Source organism: Flavobacterium chuncheonense, assembly GCF_042686145.1.
GTDB classification, from domain to species: domain Bacteria; phylum Bacteroidota; class Bacteroidia; order Flavobacteriales; family Flavobacteriaceae; genus Flavobacterium; species Flavobacterium chuncheonense.
Map to the genome: position 1 here is coordinate 23,422 of NZ_JBHUPC010000020.1, position 21,383 is coordinate 44,804.

21 protein-coding genes are annotated in these 21,383 nt (G+C 31.4%); 10 read left to right on the forward strand and 11 right to left on the reverse strand.

Annotation, left to right across the window (positions count from 1 at the left end; translation table 11 throughout):
• Nucleotides 1-70 precede the first annotated feature (70 nt).
• The gene (locus ACFS5J_RS12525) at nt 71-1,225 is read left to right on the forward strand and encodes a glycosyltransferase family 4 protein (protein ID WP_379812565.1); all 1,155 of its coding nucleotides are present in this window, start codon (nt 71-73) and stop codon (nt 1,223-1,225) included.
• Here the strand turns inward: ACFS5J_RS12525 and ACFS5J_RS12530 are convergent.
• Complete coding sequence (locus ACFS5J_RS12530; protein WP_379812566.1) at nt 1,222-1,626, reverse strand: sugar 3,4-ketoisomerase; 405 nt, start codon at nt 1,624-1,626, stop codon at nt 1,222-1,224. The genes ACFS5J_RS12525 and ACFS5J_RS12530 overlap by 4 nt on opposite strands.
• The gene (locus tag ACFS5J_RS12535) at nt 1,604-2,419 is read right to left on the reverse strand and encodes a glycosyltransferase family 2 protein (protein ID WP_379812567.1); all 816 of its coding nucleotides are present in this window, start codon (nt 2,417-2,419) and stop codon (nt 1,604-1,606) included. Before ACFS5J_RS12535 ends, ACFS5J_RS12530 begins: the two co-directional genes overlap by 23 nt.
• Nucleotides 2,420-2,476: 57 nt before the next feature.
• On the opposite strand from ACFS5J_RS12535, the gene ACFS5J_RS12540 reads away from it, so the two are divergent.
• On the forward strand, nt 2,477-3,631 hold the full coding sequence (locus ACFS5J_RS12540; protein WP_379812568.1) for a glycosyltransferase family protein: 1,155 nt from the start codon (nt 2,477-2,479) through the stop codon (nt 3,629-3,631).
• On the opposite strand, the gene ACFS5J_RS12545 is transcribed toward ACFS5J_RS12540, so the two are convergent.
• Genes ACFS5J_RS12545 through ACFS5J_RS12565 form a run of 5 tightly spaced genes read right to left on the reverse strand, consistent with a single transcriptional unit; the run spans nt 3,582 to nt 9,007 of the window.
• Nucleotides 3,582-4,940: a hypothetical protein gene (locus ACFS5J_RS12545; RefSeq protein WP_379812569.1), complete on the reverse strand. Its 1,359-nt coding sequence runs from the start codon at nt 4,938-4,940 to the stop codon at nt 3,582-3,584. The genes ACFS5J_RS12540 and ACFS5J_RS12545 overlap by 50 nt on opposite strands.
• Entirely contained in the window at nt 4,930-5,664 is a 735-nt protein-coding gene (locus ACFS5J_RS12550) for a glycosyltransferase (RefSeq protein WP_379812570.1), read from the reverse strand. The genes ACFS5J_RS12545 and ACFS5J_RS12550 overlap by 11 nt, the downstream gene beginning before the upstream one ends.
• Complete coding sequence (locus ACFS5J_RS12555; RefSeq protein ID WP_379812571.1) at nt 5,661-6,932, reverse strand: O-antigen translocase; 1,272 nt, start codon at nt 6,930-6,932, stop codon at nt 5,661-5,663. The genes ACFS5J_RS12550 and ACFS5J_RS12555 overlap by 4 nt, the downstream gene beginning before the upstream one ends.
• Before the next feature lies 1 nt (nt 6,933).
• The gene (locus tag ACFS5J_RS12560; RefSeq protein WP_379812572.1) at nt 6,934-8,031 is read right to left on the reverse strand and encodes a DegT/DnrJ/EryC1/StrS family aminotransferase; all 1,098 of its coding nucleotides are present in this window, start codon (nt 8,029-8,031) and stop codon (nt 6,934-6,936) included.
• Between the two features lies 1 nt (nt 8,032).
• Complete coding sequence (locus ACFS5J_RS12565; RefSeq protein ID WP_379812573.1) at nt 8,033-9,007, reverse strand: FemAB family protein; 975 nt, start codon at nt 9,005-9,007, stop codon at nt 8,033-8,035.
• A gap of 96 nt (nt 9,008-9,103) precedes the next feature.
• Here ACFS5J_RS12565 and ACFS5J_RS12570 point away from each other — a divergent pair, with 96 nt between their 5' ends.
• The 5 genes from ACFS5J_RS12570 (at nt 9,104) to ACFS5J_RS12590 (ending at nt 16,003) form a co-directional block, all read left to right on the forward strand.
• On the forward strand, nt 9,104-10,924 hold the full coding sequence (locus tag ACFS5J_RS12570; RefSeq protein WP_379812574.1) for a T9SS type B sorting domain-containing protein: 1,821 nt from the start codon (nt 9,104-9,106) through the stop codon (nt 10,922-10,924).
• Nucleotides 10,925-11,073: 149 nt separating this feature from the next.
• Nucleotides 11,074-11,868 (forward strand): TrmH family RNA methyltransferase, encoded by a 795-nt coding sequence (locus tag ACFS5J_RS12575; protein ID WP_379812575.1) that lies wholly within the window; start codon nt 11,074-11,076, stop codon nt 11,866-11,868.
• An 82-nt stretch (nt 11,869-11,950) separates the two neighbouring features.
• Nucleotides 11,951-14,170, forward strand: coding sequence for a RelA/SpoT family protein (locus tag ACFS5J_RS12580; RefSeq protein ID WP_379812576.1), 2,220 nt, complete (start codon nt 11,951-11,953; stop codon nt 14,168-14,170).
• Between the two features lie 91 nt (nt 14,171-14,261).
• Nucleotides 14,262-14,702 (forward strand): Fur family transcriptional regulator, encoded by a 441-nt coding sequence (locus tag ACFS5J_RS12585; protein ID WP_379812577.1) that lies wholly within the window; start codon nt 14,262-14,264, stop codon nt 14,700-14,702.
• A gap of 29 nt (nt 14,703-14,731) precedes the next feature.
• Nucleotides 14,732-16,003 carry an adenylosuccinate synthase gene (locus ACFS5J_RS12590; protein ID WP_379812578.1) on the forward strand — a complete coding sequence of 424 codons (1,272 nt, stop codon included), beginning with the start codon at nt 14,732-14,734 and terminating at the stop codon, nt 16,001-16,003.
• A gap of 42 nt (nt 16,004-16,045) precedes the next feature.
• On the opposite strand, the gene ACFS5J_RS12595 is transcribed toward ACFS5J_RS12590, so the two are convergent.
• The 4 genes from ACFS5J_RS12595 to ACFS5J_RS12610 are packed head-to-tail and all read right to left on the reverse strand — an operon-like array spanning nt 16,046 to nt 18,595.
• Nucleotides 16,046-16,888 (reverse strand): DUF5777 family beta-barrel protein, encoded by an 843-nt coding sequence (locus tag ACFS5J_RS12595; RefSeq protein ID WP_379812579.1) that lies wholly within the window; start codon nt 16,886-16,888, stop codon nt 16,046-16,048.
• 12 nt (nt 16,889-16,900) lie between these two features.
• Nucleotides 16,901-17,683, reverse strand: coding sequence for a T9SS type A sorting domain-containing protein (locus tag ACFS5J_RS12600; RefSeq protein WP_379812580.1), 783 nt, complete (start codon nt 17,681-17,683; stop codon nt 16,901-16,903).
• A 6-nt stretch (nt 17,684-17,689) separates the two neighbouring features.
• Nucleotides 17,690-18,202, reverse strand: coding sequence for an ankyrin repeat domain-containing protein (locus tag ACFS5J_RS12605; RefSeq protein WP_379812581.1), 513 nt, complete (start codon nt 18,200-18,202; stop codon nt 17,690-17,692).
• Between the two features lie 3 nt (nt 18,203-18,205).
• Nucleotides 18,206-18,595 carry an OB-fold protein gene (locus tag ACFS5J_RS12610; protein WP_379812582.1) on the reverse strand — a complete coding sequence of 130 codons (390 nt, stop codon included), beginning with the start codon at nt 18,593-18,595 and terminating at the stop codon, nt 18,206-18,208.
• 86 nt (nt 18,596-18,681) lie between these two features.
• Here ACFS5J_RS12610 and ACFS5J_RS12615 point away from each other — a divergent pair, with 86 nt between their 5' ends.
• From ACFS5J_RS12615 to ACFS5J_RS12625, 3 genes are all read left to right on the forward strand, one after another.
• Nucleotides 18,682-19,044: a c-type cytochrome gene (locus ACFS5J_RS12615; protein WP_379812583.1), complete on the forward strand. Its 363-nt coding sequence runs from the start codon at nt 18,682-18,684 to the stop codon at nt 19,042-19,044.
• A gap of 8 nt (nt 19,045-19,052) precedes the next feature.
• Nucleotides 19,053-19,589: a YceI family protein gene (locus tag ACFS5J_RS12620; protein WP_379812584.1), complete on the forward strand. Its 537-nt coding sequence runs from the start codon at nt 19,053-19,055 to the stop codon at nt 19,587-19,589.
• Nucleotides 19,590-19,665: 76 nt separating this feature from the next.
• Entirely contained in the window at nt 19,666-21,363 is a 1,698-nt protein-coding gene (locus ACFS5J_RS12625) for an OstA-like protein (RefSeq protein WP_379812585.1), read from the forward strand.
• Nucleotides 21,364-21,383 lie beyond the last annotated feature (20 nt).

Genomic DNA, 21,383 nt, shown 5'->3' on the forward strand with positions numbered 1-21,383 from the left:
GGAATATCTTTTTATAATTTAAACCTTGCTTTTCCCTATAAATACTTTTAAATCATTTAATACTAAACATATGAAAGTTTTACTAATAAATAATTTCAGTCAAAGCCTTGTTTTAGGCGGGGTAGAAAATTATTTATTAGAACTAATTCAGTATGCAACAAAAGATAAAAACATTGAATTTCTTTGGTATGGAAATGATTCCAAAAAAGTCAATTGGATACAGAAATTTTACAACAACAAATCGACAAAAGAGATAAAAAAGTTAATTGATGATTTTAAACCCGATGTAATCCATTGCTTCAATATTGGATCTACTATTACGCCTCATTTCATGCGGTATGCTAAAAACAAAAACATCACTATACTTTATTCTTTTCGTGATTACTATTATATCTGCCCAAAAAGTTACATGTTAACCTATGACGGTAAAATCATTAAAGAGCATAATAGTGCTTTAGAATGTATTTTTTATCATCACCCAAAGCGAAATATAGTTTTTGACAGTCTGCGTTACTTAAAACAGCAATATCACAAAAAATTTCTGAACAAATACGTAAGCTACTTTTTAACCCCTTCTGATAACTTAACTGATGCCGTAAAAAAACATTTTCACTTAGAAGGTAAAACTTTAGCCAACCCTTGCCTATTAGACAATTCCGAAAATATCAATACTTCTACTAGTAATCACATTTTGTTTGTTGGTAGAATTGAACCCGAAAAAGGGCTTATAACTTTATTAAAAGCATTTAAAGTTGTTACACAAAAGTTTCCAAAAGAAAAATTAGTTATTGCAGGTGAAGGTACTCAACTTGAACAACTTGAACATTTTAAACAGCAACATCAATTAACACAAGTTGAATTCGTTGGCAATCAAAATAGGGAACAACTCAAAACACTCTATGCTAATGCTAAATTTGTAGTGTTGCCAAGTGAATTTTTAGAATCTTATGGAAATACTGTACTCGAAGCATTTTCATTTTCAAAAACTGTAATTGCTAGTGATTTAGTAGGCATTAAAAACCAAATTATAAATAGTAATAGTGGTTTGATATATACTCATAATAATTCAAAGGCATTACAAAAAAGCATGCAAGAATTGATAAAAAATGAACAACTTAGAAAAGAATTAGAAAGCAATGCATACACCTACTCCAAAACACAGTCTATGGAAAATCATTATAAAAATCTAAAAATAATTTACAATAATTTACTTTTAAGTAATTAAATAGTTCCCTTTTTAAAATCTTCATAATCTCTTATATAATCCTCCTCATCAAAAATATCTGAAGCAATTACTAAACATACAGAACCTGAAGAAAAATCTTTCAATTCACGCCAAATTCCATTAGTAATTAACAATCCTTCGAAAGGTTTATTCAAAGTTACCTCTTTTCTAGATCTCCCATCATCTAATATTACATTAAAACTACCAGAAAGTGCAACTAAAAACTCATGTTGAAACTTATGCGAATGTCCGCCTCGCTCAGCTCCAGCCGGAACATCATACAAGTAATAAACGCGTTTAATGTCAAATGGAATAACCTCATTTTCTATAACAGAAAGATTACCTCTGGGATCTTCAATTTTTGGAATTATTATAGTTTTACAGTTTTGTATGATTGACATAAGCCTTTTTTCCTTTAATTGCTTCTGAAAACAAACTTTTCAGTTGTTGTACTTTAATTTTATGCTGTTTCACATCAAAAAACAACTTTAACAGAATCCAAAGTACATATTTCTGCTTAAATATTCTATAAAAAACAGCACTTTGATTTTGATAAATTTCTTTACTAGTTGATTTAGTTCCAGTTGTATCGTTTGGGTGTCTTAAAATAGTTTCAGGTACAAATCCTAATTTACCCTTTTTAGCTTTTAAATCGGCTAAAAAAACAGCTTCTTCACCCATTGCAAATGATGCACCTAAGCCAAAATCTTCATCAAAAGACAAATTAAATTTTTCAATTGACTCCGTTTTCAAAACCAATTCTACAGATGAAGTGTCTAAGATTTGAAACCAATTTAATTCACTTCTAGATTCTTTAGGATAATTTTTAGCCAAAATCCCTTGTTTTAAAAACTGAAATCGAATCACATCCAACTCCATAAAAGAATTGAAAGCTTCTATTATTGTAGTTTTAAAATCGGGTAAAAACACTACATCATCATCGCTTAGTAGTATCAATTTCCCTTTTGCTTGCTTAAGTATAAGGTTCCTACTTTTTGACAAACCAAATTCTTCAATATTTAGTACTCTAATATTTTTGTAATTGGAAACCAAGGGAATACCCAAAGTTTGATTAACAATCAGAATGGAATGTAATTTCCAGCTATCATTTGAAAACATCTTAAATAAAAATTCAAGATTCTCTTGATGCATGGTTGAAATTGCAATTTCTAAATCGTCTTGTTTATAAAGCACTTTAAATTATAGTATATTTACGCAAATATAATCAGAAATTAGTTATTTGAATATTTCATGAAAATACTTTTACTTGGCGAATACAGCAGACTCCACAATTCTTTAAAAGAAGGTTTAGAAACTTTAGGTCATCAAGTAATTATTGTAGGCTGTGGAGACAAATTCAAGCAATTTCCTGTGGATTATTCAATTTATGCCAAAATTTGCAATCAAAAAGGGATTTTAAATTTTTTGTTTCGTGCTATACGAAAAGCAACTACCCTTGACTTGGAAAAAATTGAAAAAGCCATTCGCTTTTATTTTCTCATTGATAAGTTTAAAGATTTTGATCATGTACAGCTTATCAATTCTGATGCCCTAGAAACTTACCCTGGTTTATCACGTTTATTATACAAAAGGTTGTTTTCTAATATAAAATCAAGAAGTTTATTAGTTTGTGGTGACGAAACTCCTATTATCGATTACCTTCTTAAAAACGAACTAAAATATTCTATTTTAACCCCATATTTTGAAGATCCAACTTTAGAAAAACAATTTCGTTATCCTTTAAAATACCAAAAAGAGGCCTATCGAAAAACTTTTGATTGGTTGGCTCAAAATTGTCAAAATTTAATCACATCTGATTTGGATTATGAAATTCCAATGCAAAAAATGGGGTTCAAAACAACATTTATTCCTAACCCGATTAACACGTTCAAAATTGAGTATACACCTTTTGAAATCAAGGATAAAATCATTATTTTTTTAGGCATTAACCGATTAAGCTATTTGAAAAAAGGAATCACTTATTTTGAAAAAGCTCTCCAACAAATTCAAGAGAAATATCTAGAAAAAGTTGAAATTACAATTACAGAAAACATTCCTTACTCACAATATATTACCCTATATAACAAAGCTCATATCCTACTCGATCAAGTTTATGCTTACGATCAAGGATACAACGCATTAGAAGCTATGGCAAAAGGCAAAGTTTTATTTACAGGTGCTGGACAAGATTTTTTGAGTCATTACAAACTTGAAGAAAATGAGGTCTGTATTAATGCTATTCCAAATACATCCGACCTTGTTAACAAATTATCCTACTTAATTGAAAACCCGGAAGCAATAAATACGATTGGAATTAATGCGCGAAAGTTCATTATCAAAAATCATGAATACACTATTATTGCAAAAACTTATTCCAATCTTTGGGAAGCTTCACAAAGTGCTTAACGAATAAAAATACCGTTAATATCATCAAGAATTCATACGGAAAACTATATTTTACATTTGTCCCATATGTTACTAAACCTTGTAATACAGAACCTGCAAAAACTACAGCTACTATAACAATTTCTGGAGTAATTTTCCTTTGTTTGAAAAACAGAAAAGTGTAAAAAGGAACTAACAATAAAAAAGAAAATTTTAAGATATACAAGATAAATCCTTGGATTTTCCAAATTACTAAAAATAAAATGTTAGCATATTTAAAATTGAATTCATCGTACCTCCAGTAAATTCGAACCTTCCAGAAATCAAACCACGACTTTGTGATTACTTGATAAAAATAATCGTCCAAATTATTTTTAATCGTTGCCTTAGCATACTCACCTAAATGATAAGAACACTCTGGAAAATATGGATAACGATATCTTAATTCATCGTAATGTGCTTGCCAAACTGACATTGCAACATCTTCGCCACTTACAATGCGCGCTTCACGTGCTTTTACATAGGGTTCCATAATCCATTTATATTCTTTGGGGCCTTTCTCTGCAAAGTAGACGCAATTTTGTGATATATTCAAACCTAAAAAACTAGTCGAAACAAAATACCCTGTATTCAATTTATTGACATAAGACCATCCAAAATACGCTACTAATGGAAAAATAAGAATGACTATTTTTTGATTGACAAATGTTCGCCAACTAAAATTTTTAATAACTGAAAAAGCATAAATAAGAAATGGAATATAGGCAAAGAATGGTTTTATCAACACCAAATATCCAAAAAGTAAACTCAACACAATTTCATTCTTTAAACTCTTTTTCTCGAAATAACTATCCGTCAGGTAGTAAAAAATGACTCCAAAAAAGAAAAGAGAAAATGATTCCATTAAAATAGCTGTCTCATAAAAGAACACATGTAAAAAAGTCTCTAGAAATAGAGTAATCCAAAGTGCATTTTGCGTTTTAAAATTTAAATTCAAGGCAATTTTATACCAAAAAACAGAGGTAAATACTCCTAAAATAAATTGGTAAATAACCGTCAAAATATTACTCCCTAATCCCAAAAAAATAAGTAAGGGATATCCAGGGCTGCGTTCACCGGTATACTCTGATAAATCAAAATTCATCAAATAATCCGCTAATTCCCAAAAACCTCCACTATCTGGATATTTTGTAACTGTTGTATAAAACAACACCAATACAAATCGGTATAAAAAACCAAATAGTACTAAAAATTTCACTTCCTTACTTTTTAAAAAAGGAATGGAAATTGCATCAAGTTTATTTAATAAAACATTGAATTTATCTAACATAATGGAAATATATTTTTAACAGTTGAAAAGGCACTTTAAGTAAGTCTGAAAATTTTATCTTAGAATTTCCTTTTTCAATCCAAGTTTGTAATGGTAATTCAATCGTTTTCAATTCAAATTGAGGGTCTAATTGTTTAAAGCGAAGCAACAATTCAACATCAAAAAGCCATTTGGTAATAAAAGGCTTCTTGAAAATAGCTATAGCTAAATTCATTTTTATAATTTTTGCACCGCATTGGGTATCATAAACTGGTATTTTGAGTACAACTTGACTTACAATAGTTGCAAAAACACGACCAAAATAATGACGTTTTAAACTACGTTGTATTGTATTACCTAACAATTTAATTCGGCTGCCCATTATAAAATTAAACTGTTGATTTTGAGTGGCAAAATCATAAATACGAGCTATTTCTTCAATTGGTGTTGCCAGATCAGCATCTAAGTATCCAATATAATCATAATTTTTAGCATCAACTCTTAAAACCGCTTCACGGATAGCTGCAGCTTTCCCATTGTTTAGATCTAAAATAATATGATTTACATTTGAAAATTCTTCACTTAATTGTTTTAATATTCTAGGGGTAGCATCATTACTTCCATCATCTACTAAAACAAAATCTAACTTTTTGTAAGTATGAAATGCTTCATGAAAATCTTGAAAAAAAACACGTTCTTCCTCATTATAAAAAGGAATAATTAATACCACTCTAGTTCCCATCATAACATTTTTCTAAAATAAAACACTATTGCCAGAAAATAAAGAACATAAGTAATAGCATACGCCATTACTGCACCCTCTAGTCCAAAATTCTGAATACAATAATAACTCGATATACATAAAATTGAAAATGATAAAACTTCAGTGATGAAATAGGTTTTTACAATTCGCTTCGCAAAAAATTGTATGGCCAAAATAAGAGTAGCGGCTCTAAAAAAATCACCTACAAGCTGCCAAATAAACAAATTGGAAACTGATGAAAACTCATCGGTATATAATATTTCTACTACTGTATCACGCATAAAATACAACAAGACTAATCCTAACGCAAAAACAGGAAAAATTGTTTTATAATACTGATATATAATAGGCTTATTATCTACAATACGAATAGTTTTTGACATTTCAGGCAGAAAATATAAAGATACCAAACTTGTGATAAACATCATATAAAAACTTGAAATTCGATTCATCGCTTCATAAAAACCAGAAGCTTCAAGCGATTGAAATTGCATAATCAATTTTCGTATGTAAATGTAAATCAAAGGTGAAACTATAGCAGAAAATAAAGCCATAGAAGCGTAAACCCATATTTTTTTTATTTGATTAAAATCAAAATTTTGAAAATCCAACAAAGTTGACACTGAAACCAATTTTGTGAAATAAAATCCTGAAAAACAAAATAAAAAAATCGACAATAATGAAACCGCTAATAAAGCTCCTAAAACACCCCATTTCCACATTAAAAAAACTGTAAGAAAAAGTCCAAAAACATGACTAAAAATCGTGGTACTTATAACCTTTTTATAAGCACTGAAACCATTGATTACAGCGGTAAAAAATAAATGTAAAATACCAAATGGAACTGTAAGTGCTACAATTTTAAAAGCCAATTCGTATTGCATATTACCATTTAACAGTGTAATAGTAAAATAGTCTGAATTAAAAAAAACACAACTACTTAGTAAGGCCGAAAAACCTAACAACACATAAAAAACCGTTGACAATAAAGTATAGACTTCTTTTTTATCTTTCTGTTTTTCAGCAATCGTTTTAACAATACCATTTTGCAAACCTAAAGTACCGACAGCTTCCAAACTACTGGTAAAACTTCTAAAATTTCCCATTAAAGCCATTCCTGAAGGACCAACTAATCTTGAAATAGCCCAAGAAGATACTAACCCTGTAAAAATACGGATTAATAAACTTAAACTATTTAATGAAGAAACTCTAAATAGATTGCTATAAAAAAAATTCCTAATCTTAGACAAATCAGTATTGGTTTAATGTCGTGATTATTTTTTGTACTTCTAACTCACTCAATGAACAATTCAATGGGATACTCAATATTTCCTCATGAATTTTATCGGTTATAGGGTAAGACAATGAATTCCATAAATCAAATGCATTTTGTTTATGTGGTGCAATAGGATAATGAATCATAGTCTCAATTCTATTTTCTTTCAAATAGGCAGCCAAATGATTTCTATCCTTCGTTCGAACTACAAATAAATGAAAAACATGATTGGAGCTTAAATTCCAAAAAGGTAAAAAAATCTTGTCGTTTTGTATTTCGGAAATATAACGTTTTGCTAAACTTCTTCTTGTTTCATTGTCCCTTTCTAAAGAAGGAAGTTTTACATTTAAAAAAGCCGCTTGTAATTCATCTAATCTTGAATTCACACCTATTCTATCGTTTTTATATTTCACTTCCGATCCATAATTTCGAATAGAAAACAAAACTTGAGCTAAAGCATCATCATTTGTAGTAATAGCTCCAGCATCTCCCAGAGCGCCTAAATTTTTACCCGGATAAAAACTAAACCCCGCAGCATGACCAAAACTTCCCGCTTTCTGACCTTCACTTGACGCACCATGTGCTTGAGCCGCATCTTCAATAACTAAAAGATTATATTCTTTTGCTAATCTCAATATAGATTGCATTTCACACAACTGCCCATATAAATGAACGGGTAAAATGGCTTTGGTTTTAGTGGTAATTTTACTTCGTATTAATTCGGTATCAATATTATAATTTTGTAAATTAGGTTCTACCATAACAGGAACCAAATCAGCTTGAATAATAGCTAAAATTGTTGCTATATAAGTATTAGCAGGAACAATAACCTCATCCTCTTTTTTCAATTTACCAAGTGCTATATAGCCTTTTAAAATTAAAACCAAAGCATCTAAACCATTTCCAACTCCAATACAGTGTTTAACACCGCAGTAGTCCGCAAAGTTTTGCTCAAACAATTTAACCTCATTTCCCAAAATATACCAACCTGCATCCAAAAAGCTTCGAAATTTAGATTGATATTCCGCTTCAAAAGGTTTATTTATTTTCTTTAAATCAAGAAATTTTATCATACTAAATAGAAGTTAACAAATTTAGCTCGTAATAATCTTGACAAAAAATCACACCCCCTAATTCTTCTTTTTGTTTTAAAAGTCCTGGATTAAAACCTTCTTTAAAAGTTGAGTCCATAACAATTCCCATATCAAAATATTCTTTACCTTCTTCTTTGTATTTTTCAAAAAGTTCAAAAAACAAAAAATCCAAAGCTCTTATTTTTTCACCTAAAACAGTTGTAGCACCATATTGTGATTTTACCACTTTTTCATTCTCAAAAACAGTAATCCCCGCAACAAGATTTCCTTCAAAATACGCATTGAATTGTTTAATATTATTTGGAAATCGATTGGCTAATAACCCAATTTCTTGACAACTATGAACTGGTTTAGCTTGATGTTTTTCTAAAAGTCGGGGTACTAAAACTTGTTCCCAAAAACCACTAAAATTAGTTTCCTGCTTTATTTCCATATAAAGTGATTTTGCTTTTCTATTATGTTTCAACTTACTTTTCGATAATAATTCTGTCTTATGCAACGGAAAAGCTAAATTCATATCTCTTCTGATGATAGTTGCTTTTTTACTGAATAAATAAAAATCAATTTCAGAAGAATGGTATTTATTATAAATAATCGGAAGACTCTTCATAATAAACTTTTTAAATCCTTGCAGCTTCAAATACTCGAGTAACAAATCCATTATAGTAAAAAGTTCTTCTCCTTTTAACTTTTTATCTATTATAAGTCCTCCGTAAGTCAATCCTTTATGTGAAAAAACAACATCTCCTTCCCTATTGGCAGGAAGAACAGCTTTCAATTTATTTTTCTCATCAAAAACCATTAATGAAAAATCTTCAAATCTATCACTATGATATTCCATAAAATCGCGGTGAAATAAAAAAGTAGCATTTTTTGCTTGAGCAATAAACGCATTCCAAAGCGCAAAATAATCTGAATTATACTGCTTAATGATGTAGTTTTTCAAAGGATTCATTTAATTTTGGAAAATTACAAAATTTTAAGTCACCTATCAATCATATCAAATAATTTCTGAAATTATTAGTAACTTGGTAGTTTAATTCCCAATAAAATGAAATTGCATATTAAAATAGTACTTTACACATTCCTACTTCTTAACACTTTACATGCTTTTTCTCAAGACATTAGCCTTTATACACAATGGAATGGTCGTTACGATTTTACTTTTATTGGTAACACCATGAACCCAGTAGAAAATACAAATTCATACCCCAATGGAATTTTTACATCTTCCACAGCTACTCTTAATTTACAAAACGACGACACTATAATAGCTGCCTATCTATATTGGGCTGGAATGGGAACAGGTGATACAGAAATAAAACTAAACGGAACCGATATGACACCAGATATCTTATTTGGTTTAAATGGGAGCTTCAGCAATTATGACTATTTCAGTGCTTTTAAAGATATTACCTCTTTTGTACAATCCACAGGGAATGGAGACTATACACTATCTGATTTTGATTTGAATTACTTAATTTCAACATACATACAAAATGCTACTCAGTTTGCGGGTTGGGCCATTTTAGTAATTTATGAAAACCAAAATCTAGCGCTTAATCAAATTAATGTTTATCATGGTTATGAAGCTTTATCACCAAATCCATATGTAGTTCCTCCAATAATGGATTCACTAACAATTAACTTAGACAATCTCTATTTAATAAGTAATACAGGGGCTAAAATAGGCTTCATTGCTTGGGAAGGTGATAGTGGCCTTGCTACTAATGAAGAATTGCATTTTTCTTCAAATGGTGTTACCAATATTCTTAGTAATAGTTTGAATCCACCAACAAATGCTTTTAATGGAACTAGTACTGAAACGAATTCCGCTACGCTTTACAATATGGATTTAGACATCTACTCCATAGAAAATTACATTGTTCCTGGAACTACTTCTGCCACCGTAACCCTACAATCAGGTCATGATTATGTCATGCTAAATACCATTGTTACCAAACTTAACAGCCAATTACCTGACGCTACTGTAACACTTTCTGAATACAATACTTCATGTGATATTGGAAATTTTAGCATAGCATATACCGTAAACAACACAAATAGTACTGATGTTTTACCTGCTAACACTACAATTGGTTTTTACATTAATAACATCTTAATTGGTACTGCAACCACTCAAAATGATATCCCTATTGGAGGAAGTGAAACTGGTGTAATAACGCTCATCATTCCTCTAAATGCTCCTGAAAACTTTACATTAACCGCAATAGTTGATTACACTGAATCAGTACCAGAATTAAATGAAGACAACAACAGTTTTAATATTACGCTATCTCAATGGTTATCGCCAATATCCAACGGATTACCTCCATTAGAAACATGTAATTTAGGCTTAACAAAAGGTGTCTTTGATTTTTCGTCATATGAAAATTTAGTTGTTAATGACAACAACGACAATGTAAGTTTCCATGAATCACAAGAAGACGCACTTAGTAACAGTAATCCCATTCTAAATACAAGTAACTACGAAACTTCAATTACTCCAAAAGAAATATTTGTTCGTATTGAAAATGAATTGGGTTGCTTTTCAATTACATCATTTATATTACTTACTAAAAACTGTCCTCCCACAGTGTACAATGCTGTTTCCGCTAACAACGATGGCATGAATGATGATTTTTTCATTGATGGTTTACGAGATATTTTTGTCAATTTTAAATTAGAAATATACAGCCGATGGGGACGCTTATTATGGACTGGTGATAACACCATTCCGAATTGGAATGGATATGTTGCAGAGGGTATTAATAATAAAAAAGCTCCTGAAGGTACTTATTATTATATTTTATATTTAAACGACCCCGATTACCCTAAACCTCTCACCGGATATTTATACTTGAATCGATAATTATTCAACATTCGAAATTATTTTTTACCCTTTAATTAAATATAGACTTCGCTTATTTGATGTTCTACTAAATGAAAACAAAAGTCATACAAATTAATTTTCAAAATAATGAAAAGCCTTTTTTGTAATTTTGCAGGAAAGTAATCAGCATGAAAGTAATAACTTCCGTTCAAAATCCATTTATAAAATCACTTGTTCAATTACAAGAAAAATCAAAAGCTCGAAAACAATCGGGAACTTTTTTAATTGAAGGACAACGTGAAATTGAATTGGCTTTAAAAGGAGATTACGTATTGGAAACTATTTTGTTTTTACCCGAAATCATTTCTGAAAATCAAGTAGACATATTGATGGGTTTTAATAAAATAGAAAAAATAGAAATTTCAAAAGACGTCTACAAAAAATTAGCGTATCGCGATACAACCGAAGGTCTCTTAGCTATTGCCAAAACAAAAAGTTTAGCACTTTCGGATTTAAACCTTTCTGAAAACCCACTCATACTTGTTGCGGAATCATTGGAAAAACCTGGTAATATTGGAGCAATCCTTCGTACTGCTGATGCAGCAAACATAGATGCAGTTATTATTGCCAATCCAAAAAGTGACTTATACAATCCTAATATCGTACGTTCGAGCGTGGGTTGTTTGTTTACACGTCAAATTGCAATTGGTACTACCGATGAAGTCATTACTTTTTTAAAAGAAAACAACATTTCTTTTTATGCCGCTACTTTACAAAACTCAACAGAATATCATACACAAAACTACGCCACACCCACAGCATTAGTTGTAGGAACCGAAGCTACTGGGCTAACTGAAAAATGGCGTTCTGAAAGTACACAAAACATCATCATTCCAATGCAAGGTGAAATTGATTCTATGAATGTTTCGGTTGCTGCGGCAATCTTGCTATTCGAAGCCAAAAGGCAACGAAATTTCTTGTAAAGGATACCCTAATAATTGTTAGTTTCAACCTTGTACATTTCGTAACTTTGTACTAACTTTAGAAGTTAGATAAAGTACATATATGACAGAGATTGATATTGAAGCAGAAAACAAAGCCATTGCGCAAGAATATAAAGAGTTACTACGAATAAGTTATCAAACGCTATCTGATGAAGATAAAAAACTAATTCGAAAAGCTTTTGATGTTGCGGTGGAAGCCCATAAAGATCAAAGAAGAAAATCAGGTGAAGCTTATATATTTCATCCAATAGCTGTTGCCAAAATTGTAGCCTCAGAAATAGGATTGGGCGCTACATCTATTGCTGCAGCATTAATGCACGATGTGGTTGAAGATACCGACATTACGGTTGAAGATATTGAAAAAATGTTCAATCCTAAAATTGCAAAAATTGTAGAAGGATTAACCAAAATAGCCAAAGTAAAAACCGACCAAGACGTATCGTTACAAGCAGAAAACTTCCGTAAAATGCTTTTGACATTAAATGAAGATGTTCGCGTAATCTTAATTAAAATTGCCGATCGCCTTCACAATATGCAAACTATGGGAAGTATGGTGGATTATAAGCAAGCCAAAATTGCTTCTGAAACACTATACATTTATGCTCCTTTGGCACACCGATTAGGTTTATACAACATTAAAACCCAATTAGAAGATTTAGGGTTAAAATATACTGAACCTGAAGTATTTCAAGAGATTGTAAGCAAAATCAAAGAAACCAAACAGGAACAAGATGCTTATATTAAATCAATCTCCGATGTACTTTCTGATTCTTTGAATGAAGAAAACATCGAATACACTATAAAAGGTCGACCAAAATCGATTTATTCGATACGTAGAAAAATGCGTGCACAAAACGTTTCTTTTGAAGAAGTTTATGACAAATTTGCCTTACGTATCATATACAAATCTGATGCGCACAATGAGAAGTTTTTAGCATGGAAAATCTATTCGATAGTAACAGATCATTATCGCCCAAGTCCAAGTCGTTTGCGTGATTGGATTTCATCGCCAAAATCTACTGGATACGAAGCCTTACACATTACCGTTATGGGACCAAAAGGCCGTTGGGTAGAAATTCAGGTTCGAAGTGAGCGAATGGATGAAATTGCAGAAAAAGGGTACGCTGCTCACTATAAATATAAAAATGCTGATACCGAAGAACATAGTTTAGAAATTTGGTTAAACCAACTGAAAGAGGCATTGGAAAACCAATCGGCTAATGCAGTTGACTTTGTTGAAGATTTTAAACTAAACTTGTACGCAAAAGAAATTTACGTATTCACACCGAAGGGTGATATTAAATCACTGCCTAAAGGTGCCACTTCTTTGGATTTTGCTTTTTCAATTCACTCTGAAATTGGAGTCCACACTAGGGGTACTCGCGTGAATGGAAAACTTGTCCCTTTGAATCATATTTTAAATAGTGGAGATCAAGTAGAAGTTATCACTTCTCCAAATCAAAAACCTAATGCACAATGGCTTGATTATGTAACTACTTCAAGAGCAAAAACCAAAATCAAAAACGTTCTCAACGAGAATACTAAAAAGATTGCCGAAGAAGGAAAAGAAATCCTTACACGAAAATTACGCCATTTAAAAATTACATTAAACGAAGCTACAACAAACGAACTAGTAAACTTTTTCAAACTACAAACAAGTTTGGATTTGTTTTACCGTATAGGGCTCGGAATTATTGAAAACCAACAACTAAAAGATTACGCAGCACAGAAAAGCAATACTTTGGTTAACTTTTTCAAAAAGACAATACAACGCTCACCTTCTGCGCAACCAGAAAATCTCAAAAAAGACGAAATCAGCAAAAAATATGATCTGCTGGTTTTTGGTACAGAACATGACAAACTAGATTATAAATTATCTAGTTGTTGTAACCCAATTCCTGGCGACGAAGTTTTTGGATTTATCACCATAAACGAAGGTATCAAAGTACATCGTAAAGACTGTCCAAATGCTATAAGTTTACAATCGAATTACGCATATCGTATTATTCCTGCCAAATGGGTAGATTCAAGTCAAGAAGAGTTTAAAGCCATTTTGAAGATTACAGGCATGGATACTTTAGGATTGACGAATAATTTAACTAAAGTTATTTCCAATCAAATGCACGTTAACATTCAAAATATTTCTTTGAGTGGAGATGCCGGAATTTTTAAAGGACAGATTACTGTAATTGTCCCAAACAACACTGTACTTAAACGACTAATCGACAACATAAAAACCGTTGACGGTATCGATAAAGTGACGCGTGTCTATCAAAATTAACAATTGAAACATAAGATTTAACGGATTTCGCAACGACAATTATTTCAATTAAAAAAATAAAAGTATCTTTGCATTTCTTTCATACGAAACAATGGAAAACAATAAAAACCAAGAAATTGTAAAAAACGTTTTTACGCAATTCTTAGAAGAAAAAGGGCATCGCAAGACACCTGAGCGCTACGCTATTCTTCAAGAAATTTACAATTCAAATGAACATTTTGATATCGAGTCATTATATATCAAAATGAAAAATAAAAATTACCGTGTAAGCCGTGCTACACTTTACAATACCATTGAATTGTTATTGGAGTGTGCATTGGTTCGTCGTCATCAGTTTGGCCAAAACCAAGCACATTATGAAAAATCATATTTTGACAAACAACACGACCACATCATTTTAACCGATACTGGTGAGGTAATTGAGTTTTGTGATCCAAGAATTCAACAAATAAAGCAAACTATGGAAGAAATATTTGGTGTTGACATACAAACACACTCGCTTTATTTTTATGGAACAAAAAAAGAAAAATAATACAACTAATTAATAAATTAACTACTAAAATGACTGTAGATTTACTACTAGGGCTTCAATGGGGTGATGAAGGTAAAGGAAAGATTGTTGATGTACTTACCTCAAAATACGATATTATTGCTCGTTTTCAAGGCGGACCAAATGCAGGTCATACACTAGAGTTCGATGGTATTAAACACGTATTAAGAACTATCCCTTCTGGAATTTTCCACAAAACGGCGATTAACATTATCGGAAACGGAGTGGTTATTGATCCAGTTGTTTTTCAAAAAGAAATTGAAGGCTTAGAGAAATTCAATATGGATATCCAATCAAAATTATTAATTTCTAGAAAAGCACACCTTATTTTACCAACGCATCGCTTACTTGATGCTGCTTCTGAAGCTTCTAAAGGTAAAGCTAAAATTGGTTCTACTTTAAAAGGTATTGGCCCAACTTATATGGACAAAACAGGTAGAAATGGATTACGTGTAGGAGATATTGAATTAGAAGATTTCAAAGAGCGTTACCGATCGTTAGCAGACAAACATGAAGCAATGATTGCTTTTTATGATGTCAACTTACAATACAACTTACAAGAAATGGAAGAAGAATTTTTCACTTCTATTGAAGAATTGAAAAAATTAACTTTCATTGACAGTGAAGAATACTTAAACAAAGCTTTAAAAGAAGGAAAATCAATCTTAGCAGAAGGAGCACAAGGTTCTTTATTAGATGTTGATTTTGGTACTTATCCATTTGTAACTTCATCAAATACTACTGCTGCAGGTGCTTGTACAGGTTTAGGTATCGCTCCTAATAAAGTAAAAGAGGTATTTGGTATTTTCAAAGCCTATACTACTCGTGTTGGTAGCGGCCCCTTCCCTACTGAATTATTTGACGAAGTAGGTAGTACAATGGCAAAAGTAGGTAACGAATTTGGTTCTGTAACTGGACGCGCTCGTCGTTGCGGTTGGTTAGACTTAGTAGCTTTAAAATATGCTGTACAAGTTAATGGTGTTACAGAATTATACATGATGAAAGGTGATGTACTTTCTGGTTTTGAAACATTAAATGTTTGTACAGGCTACAAATATAAGGGAGAAGAAATCCAACATTTACCATACAATATTGAGCCAGAAAACGTTGAGCCAATATTAACACAAATGAAAGGTTGGCAAGCTGATTTAACAGGAATGACTACTTATGAAGAACTTCCAACCGAATTGAAAGAATATATCGAATTCATTGAGAAAGAAGTTGAAGTACCAATTAAAGTTATCTCTGTTGGTCCAGATAGAAAACAAACTATTATCAAATAATTAAAAAGTCCTGATTTCATCAGGACTTTTTTTTATACTTCTTTAAAACACACGAACTAAATTAAATCCAAAAAAGATATCACCATCTCCCCAATCTCCATAGGCGTTCCCTAAATAACCTGTTTCATGTATGGCTTGAGAATTGGTAAAATGCAATTGAAAAACATGACCTCCAGTATCGATATCTACACCTACAGACAAAGGATTATGAGCAACACTATTAGATACTCTATTCAAATGCGCGGCATAATCCATTGCTAAAGCCACCCTATTGGAAATTTTATACCTACCTCCCATTCCAATTGCAAACTGACTATTATCTTGTAGATCATTTGCTACAAAGTTTTCATGAAAAAATGTTGGCGCAACCTCCAATGATAATTTATCCGAAAACTTTCTTGACATCAACAATTGAGTAGTATAATTCAGTCTATTTTCAAACTTTAAATCGGGTAACAAACTATCATCTAATTCTGCATTAACAACCAAACTATTAAACCCGACAATGGTAAAAGGGAATCCATTTTCTTGTTGCGGTATTAATCTATATTTAACAGCTCCTTCGTATGACTTTTGAAAACCACTACGCGCAACATGAACCGTCAACCAATCGGTAAAACCATACAAAAATTTAATCTGCGTGTTGGCATCATCTAATCCAAAAAAAGTTTCAAAACCAGACTTTATTGATCCAAATCTATGCGCAACAATAAAATAAAAATCACCTTGAGCCGCTAATTTTGTAGATTCTAAATTTATTATTTTAAGCGATTTAAAAGCAGATGTCACAACAACTTTTGAAGTATCGGTATCAATTTCCGCCAACAAATCGTCTTGTGCCAACGCACACATTGGCAACATCAATAATAAAAGTATTTTTCTCATATAGAATTCTGCTTAATCAATTATTACTTTTTTCCACATTGACTCACCTTCATTACGAAGTTCTACAAAATAAACCCCAGTTTCAAGGTTATCAGTATTAATAGTAACTGTTTGTGCTGCTAAATTTTCATATTCTTTTACCAGTTTTCCTGTTAAAGAATAAATAGCTAAAGCTTCAATTACAACAGGTAACTCAAAAGTTATCACCCCATTCGATGGATTAGGATAAATTTTAACCTGATTCAAAGAAAAATCTTGGGCATTTAAAGTAGAGAATGCTGTATTTAAAAAGACACCTCTGTTAGCCACTTCATGATAGGCTAATGTAAAAGAAGTACTATTCGAACGCGCCCAAGCAAAATCAACAGTAGTATCATTAAAATTAAAAACAAAATCATTTGAATCACCAGTATTGAAAGGTCTTGAATACACTAGTGTTCGTAAGCCTGTACTCGGTGTATTATTAGTATTAGAAATTAGAGTCCAATCATTTGATGCGTCAACAGAAGGTGTTACACCTACTCCATTATGTTTTGCATCTACTAAGGTTACATTGTTCCAATACACTAAATCAGAACCAGCTTGCATACCACCAGTAAATGACCCAAACTGCAAAGCAAACCATCTATCATTTGGCCCCGAAAGTGTCAAAACCACAGTTGATGTTCCACTATCCAAAACCAATTGTGCTTTCATATTAGATGCTAAATCTATCAGTCCAGTTGCTTTTTGCTGACCAAAAGCCAAAAAATGCAGAGCTACAACTAAAAGTGTTAATGTAATTTTACGCTTCATAATTACTTATTTTAATAGATTAATAATTTGTTCGTTATTCGCTAAAACAGCGTATTCAAATGCTGATTTCCCAGAATCAGTTAAAATATTTTTATCTGCTCCATTATCTAATAACTTCTTGACTATTTCAGAATTATTAAACTGTACTGCATACATTAAAGCCGTTATCCCATTTGCGTTGGTTAAATTTGGATTTGCCCCTTTTTGCAATAGCAAATCAACCAACTGAATATTACCTTTAACTGTAACAGCCATCAAAGCAGTTCCTTCTTGCGAAACATAATTTAAATCGGCTCCATTTTCCAATAAAAAATCGATTATTTCCAGATTACTACTGTAACACGCTAAAATCAAAGGGGAAAATCCATGATTATTTAATGCATTCACTACAGAATTATCTTGTTTAAAGAAAATCTTTGCTTCGGCTACAGACCCATTTCTTGCAACATCAAAAAAATCTCTATTTTGAGCTACCCCAAAAAAACAACTCAACAAAAAAAACAGTATTAATTTCCTCATAACTTAATCAATTACAGTGCACTCATCCATACGATATTCTTCTAATAAATCGTCATAACCGATGAAGCGCCCTTTTACTTTAATGATAGTACCAAAATTAACATTCACAATTGGAACATTACATTTTGCAGAAACCTTTCCCTCCAAAATAATAATATTGTTTACAACATCTACATCGGTAACTTTTCCATTAATCACAATAGTTTGATCCAAATACTTCTTATTGGCAAACTCTTCATTTTCAAGAAATGTATTTTCCAAATCAACAGCTGATATAACATAACTAGGCTTTTCAGAACTGACATCACGATGCCCTTTATAGATATAATTAAACATAGCAAAAGCAAACAAAAGCAGTATAAAAATTCCAATTAACACTTTAATCTTTTTCATAACAAACAATAAAAGAAACAATTCAAAACATTTTTATTTAAAAAGATAATAATGTAAATTTACATTAATTTTTTAACATAAAAAATATGAAATTTTCAACAAAAATAAAAGCAATAGTAATATTACTAATTTTAACAAGTTGTACTAACGATTCTCCTGATGACTTAATACCTGTTAAAGAAACACAAATAGTAACCTACTCCAATACCGTAAAATCAATTATTCAAAACAATTGTGTAAGCTGTCATGCTGAAACACCGCAAAACGGAGCTCCTATGGCATTAACAAGCTACGCATTAGTAAAAGATGCAGTTCTTAACAGAGGTCTTATTGATAGAATATCAAGAGAACAAGGAGCCCCAGGCATGATGCCAAATGGTGGAACACGATTACCACAAGCTGTAATTAACCAAGTAATCCAATGGCAAAATGATGGATTACTAGAATAAATAAAAAAATGAAAAATTTCATATTATACCTATTTCTTCTTATTACTTTGTGCAGTTATGCTCAAAATAAACGAACAACCAAATCAGGTGAAGTTACATTTGAAGCATCCGTACCTTCTTTTGAGGAAGTGAAAGCTACAAACAAAGATGTAACATGTATTTTAAATGTAGATACTGGCGAAATTGCAGCATTAGCATTAATGAAAGGCTTTCATTTTAAAGTTGCACTAATGGAAGAACATTTCAACGAAAACTATATGGAGAGTACAAAATTCCCAAAAGGTATTTTTAAAGGTAAAATTGAAAATTTCAAAATAACTGATTTATCCGAAAGCCCAATGAAATATACCATAAACGGAACACTAGAAGTACACGGAAAGCAAAAAGAGATTACTACAACAGCTTATATTAAAAATTATTCTGGCAAAATTGAAATTCAAAATACTTTCACTGTAAATACAGATGATTTTGATATTAAAATTCCTAGTGTCATCTCCAAAAAAGTAGCCAAACAAGTAAACGTTGAATGCTTATTCAAGCTATAAAATATAATGATAAAAAAATCTTAATTAGCGAGCGCTTTTGTAGTTTTTACTTATTTTTGACACAAATTACAATCGATTGAAAAAATTAGCGCTATTTTTATTTTTTATCATTGGAAACCTCCAATTAGTTCAAGCCCAAGAAACTAAAAAAAAAACCATTGATCAACAACAAACGAAAAAGATAATTATTGATCACTCCGATTTCATTGACAAAAATGAATATGAATATCCAGACGCAACTATTTTCACCGGAAATGTACGAGTAATTCACAATGGCGTAAAAATAAACTGCAACAAAGCGTATCTTTTCGACAAAGAAAATTATGTCAAAGTATTTGGAAATGTTGTTGTAAACCAAGGTGACACCATTACTCTTAACAGTCGATATGCCGAATACAATGGTGAAACAGAATTTGCTTTTGCTACTGGAGATGTAAATTTACGTTCCCCAGAATCAACTTTAACTACCGATACCATTTTCTTTGACAAGAAAAATCAGTTGGCTTTTTACAATAGCTATGGAAAGATTATCAATAAAGAAAACACATTAGTAAGTAAATCAGGAAAGTATTTTATCAGTTCCAAAAAATACCAATTTATAACTGCTGTAACGGTAACCAACCCAAAAGCTAAAATAGAAACCAACCACTTGGACTATTATGAAAACTCAGGTCATGCTTATGTATTTGGACCATCCACTATAACCAATGAGGGTAATGTAATTTACACTGAAAATGGATTTTATGACACTACCAATAATATTGGAAAACTTAAAAAGAACTCCAAGATAAGCTATGACAACAAAATTATCGAAGGAGACGATTTGTACTACGATCAAGCAAAAAACTTTTCACGTGCTATCAACAATGTAAAAATTACAGACACCATAAACAATATGGTTGCCAAAGGACATTACGCTGAAATGTACCGTGATACTCAAACTAGAAAAGATTCTATTATACTAACCAAAAGAGCTGTTGTAATTACCAAAATTGAAAACGACTCGCTGTACATGCACGGTAAAAAAATGTTGGTAACAGGACCTCCTGAAGACCGAGTTATTAGAGCATTTAACAATGTACGATTTTACAAGACCGATATGAGCGGAAAATGCGATTCGATACATTCTAACAATAAAACAGGTCTCACTCAACTTATCGGAAGACCAGTGATTTGGAATGGAGACAGCCAAATGACAGGGGATGTGATGCACTTAATTGGCAATAACCAAACTGAACAACTCGATTCTCTAAAAGTACTCAACAATGCCTTCATTGTACAAAAAGACACTTTAGGTATTAACCAATACAATCAAACCAAAGGTCAAAATTTATACGGAACCTTTAAAAATAATGAGTTGCACCAAGTTGATATTGTAAAAAATACGGAGCACATTCACTATGCATACGACGATGACAATGAACTAATTGGAATTGACAAAGGAAAATGCAGTAAAATCAGTTTGACAATTGAAAACAACCAAGTTCAAACCTTAACAAATTATAACAATACCGAATCTGAAACCTATCCAGGAGAAGAACTACCTGAAAACGCACGTAAATTAAGAGGTTTTATATGGCGTGGTGATGAACGTATCAAATCAAAAGATGATATTTTCCCTGAGGAGGAAAATATTCTTCATGAAAAAATACTTTTAGAATCGAAAGCTAAAGCTTCAGAAGAAAATGTTCCTATGGAAACTTTACCTGAAACCTTAGATTTCGATAAAAAACCTCAAAAACCAGTTAGAGAAAAGAAAATTTCTAAAAAATAATTGATTCTCTTTTTAATCAA

What these genes read in the sequence shown, in the direction of transcription:
- ACFS5J_RS12525 (WP_379812565.1), top strand. Translation starts at nt 71, where the DNA reads ATGAAAGTTTTACTAATAAATAATTTCAGTCAAAGCCTTGTTTTAGGC.
- ACFS5J_RS12530 (WP_379812566.1), bottom strand. Translation starts at nt 1,626, where the DNA reads ATGTCAATCATACAAAACTGTAAAACTATAATAATTCCAAAAATTGAA.
- ACFS5J_RS12540 (WP_379812568.1), top strand. Translation starts at nt 2,477, where the DNA reads ATGAAAATACTTTTACTTGGCGAATACAGCAGACTCCACAATTCTTTA.
- ACFS5J_RS12545 (WP_379812569.1), bottom strand. Translation starts at nt 4,940, where the DNA reads ATGTTAGATAAATTCAATGTTTTATTAAATAAACTTGATGCAATTTCC.
- ACFS5J_RS12550 (WP_379812570.1), bottom strand. Translation starts at nt 5,664, where the DNA reads ATGATGGGAACTAGAGTGGTATTAATTATTCCTTTTTATAATGAGGAA.
- ACFS5J_RS12560 (WP_379812572.1), bottom strand. Translation starts at nt 8,031, where the DNA reads ATGATAAAATTTCTTGATTTAAAGAAAATAAATAAACCTTTTGAAGCG.
- ACFS5J_RS12565 (WP_379812573.1), bottom strand. Translation starts at nt 9,007, where the DNA reads ATGAATCCTTTGAAAAACTACATCATTAAGCAGTATAATTCAGATTAT.
- ACFS5J_RS12570 (WP_379812574.1), top strand. Translation starts at nt 9,104, where the DNA reads ATGAAATTGCATATTAAAATAGTACTTTACACATTCCTACTTCTTAAC.
- ACFS5J_RS12575 (WP_379812575.1), top strand. Translation starts at nt 11,074, where the DNA reads ATGAAAGTAATAACTTCCGTTCAAAATCCATTTATAAAATCACTTGTT.
- ACFS5J_RS12580 (WP_379812576.1), top strand. Translation starts at nt 11,951, where the DNA reads ATGACAGAGATTGATATTGAAGCAGAAAACAAAGCCATTGCGCAAGAA.
- ACFS5J_RS12585 (WP_379812577.1), top strand. Translation starts at nt 14,262, where the DNA reads ATGGAAAACAATAAAAACCAAGAAATTGTAAAAAACGTTTTTACGCAA.
- ACFS5J_RS12590 (WP_379812578.1), top strand. Translation starts at nt 14,732, where the DNA reads ATGACTGTAGATTTACTACTAGGGCTTCAATGGGGTGATGAAGGTAAA.
- ACFS5J_RS12595 (WP_379812579.1), bottom strand. Translation starts at nt 16,888, where the DNA reads ATGAGAAAAATACTTTTATTATTGATGTTGCCAATGTGTGCGTTGGCA.
- ACFS5J_RS12600 (WP_379812580.1), bottom strand. Translation starts at nt 17,683, where the DNA reads ATGAAGCGTAAAATTACATTAACACTTTTAGTTGTAGCTCTGCATTTT.
- ACFS5J_RS12605 (WP_379812581.1), bottom strand. Translation starts at nt 18,202, where the DNA reads ATGAGGAAATTAATACTGTTTTTTTTGTTGAGTTGTTTTTTTGGGGTA.
- ACFS5J_RS12610 (WP_379812582.1), bottom strand. Translation starts at nt 18,595, where the DNA reads ATGAAAAAGATTAAAGTGTTAATTGGAATTTTTATACTGCTTTTGTTT.
- ACFS5J_RS12615 (WP_379812583.1), top strand. Translation starts at nt 18,682, where the DNA reads ATGAAATTTTCAACAAAAATAAAAGCAATAGTAATATTACTAATTTTA.
- ACFS5J_RS12620 (WP_379812584.1), top strand. Translation starts at nt 19,053, where the DNA reads ATGAAAAATTTCATATTATACCTATTTCTTCTTATTACTTTGTGCAGT.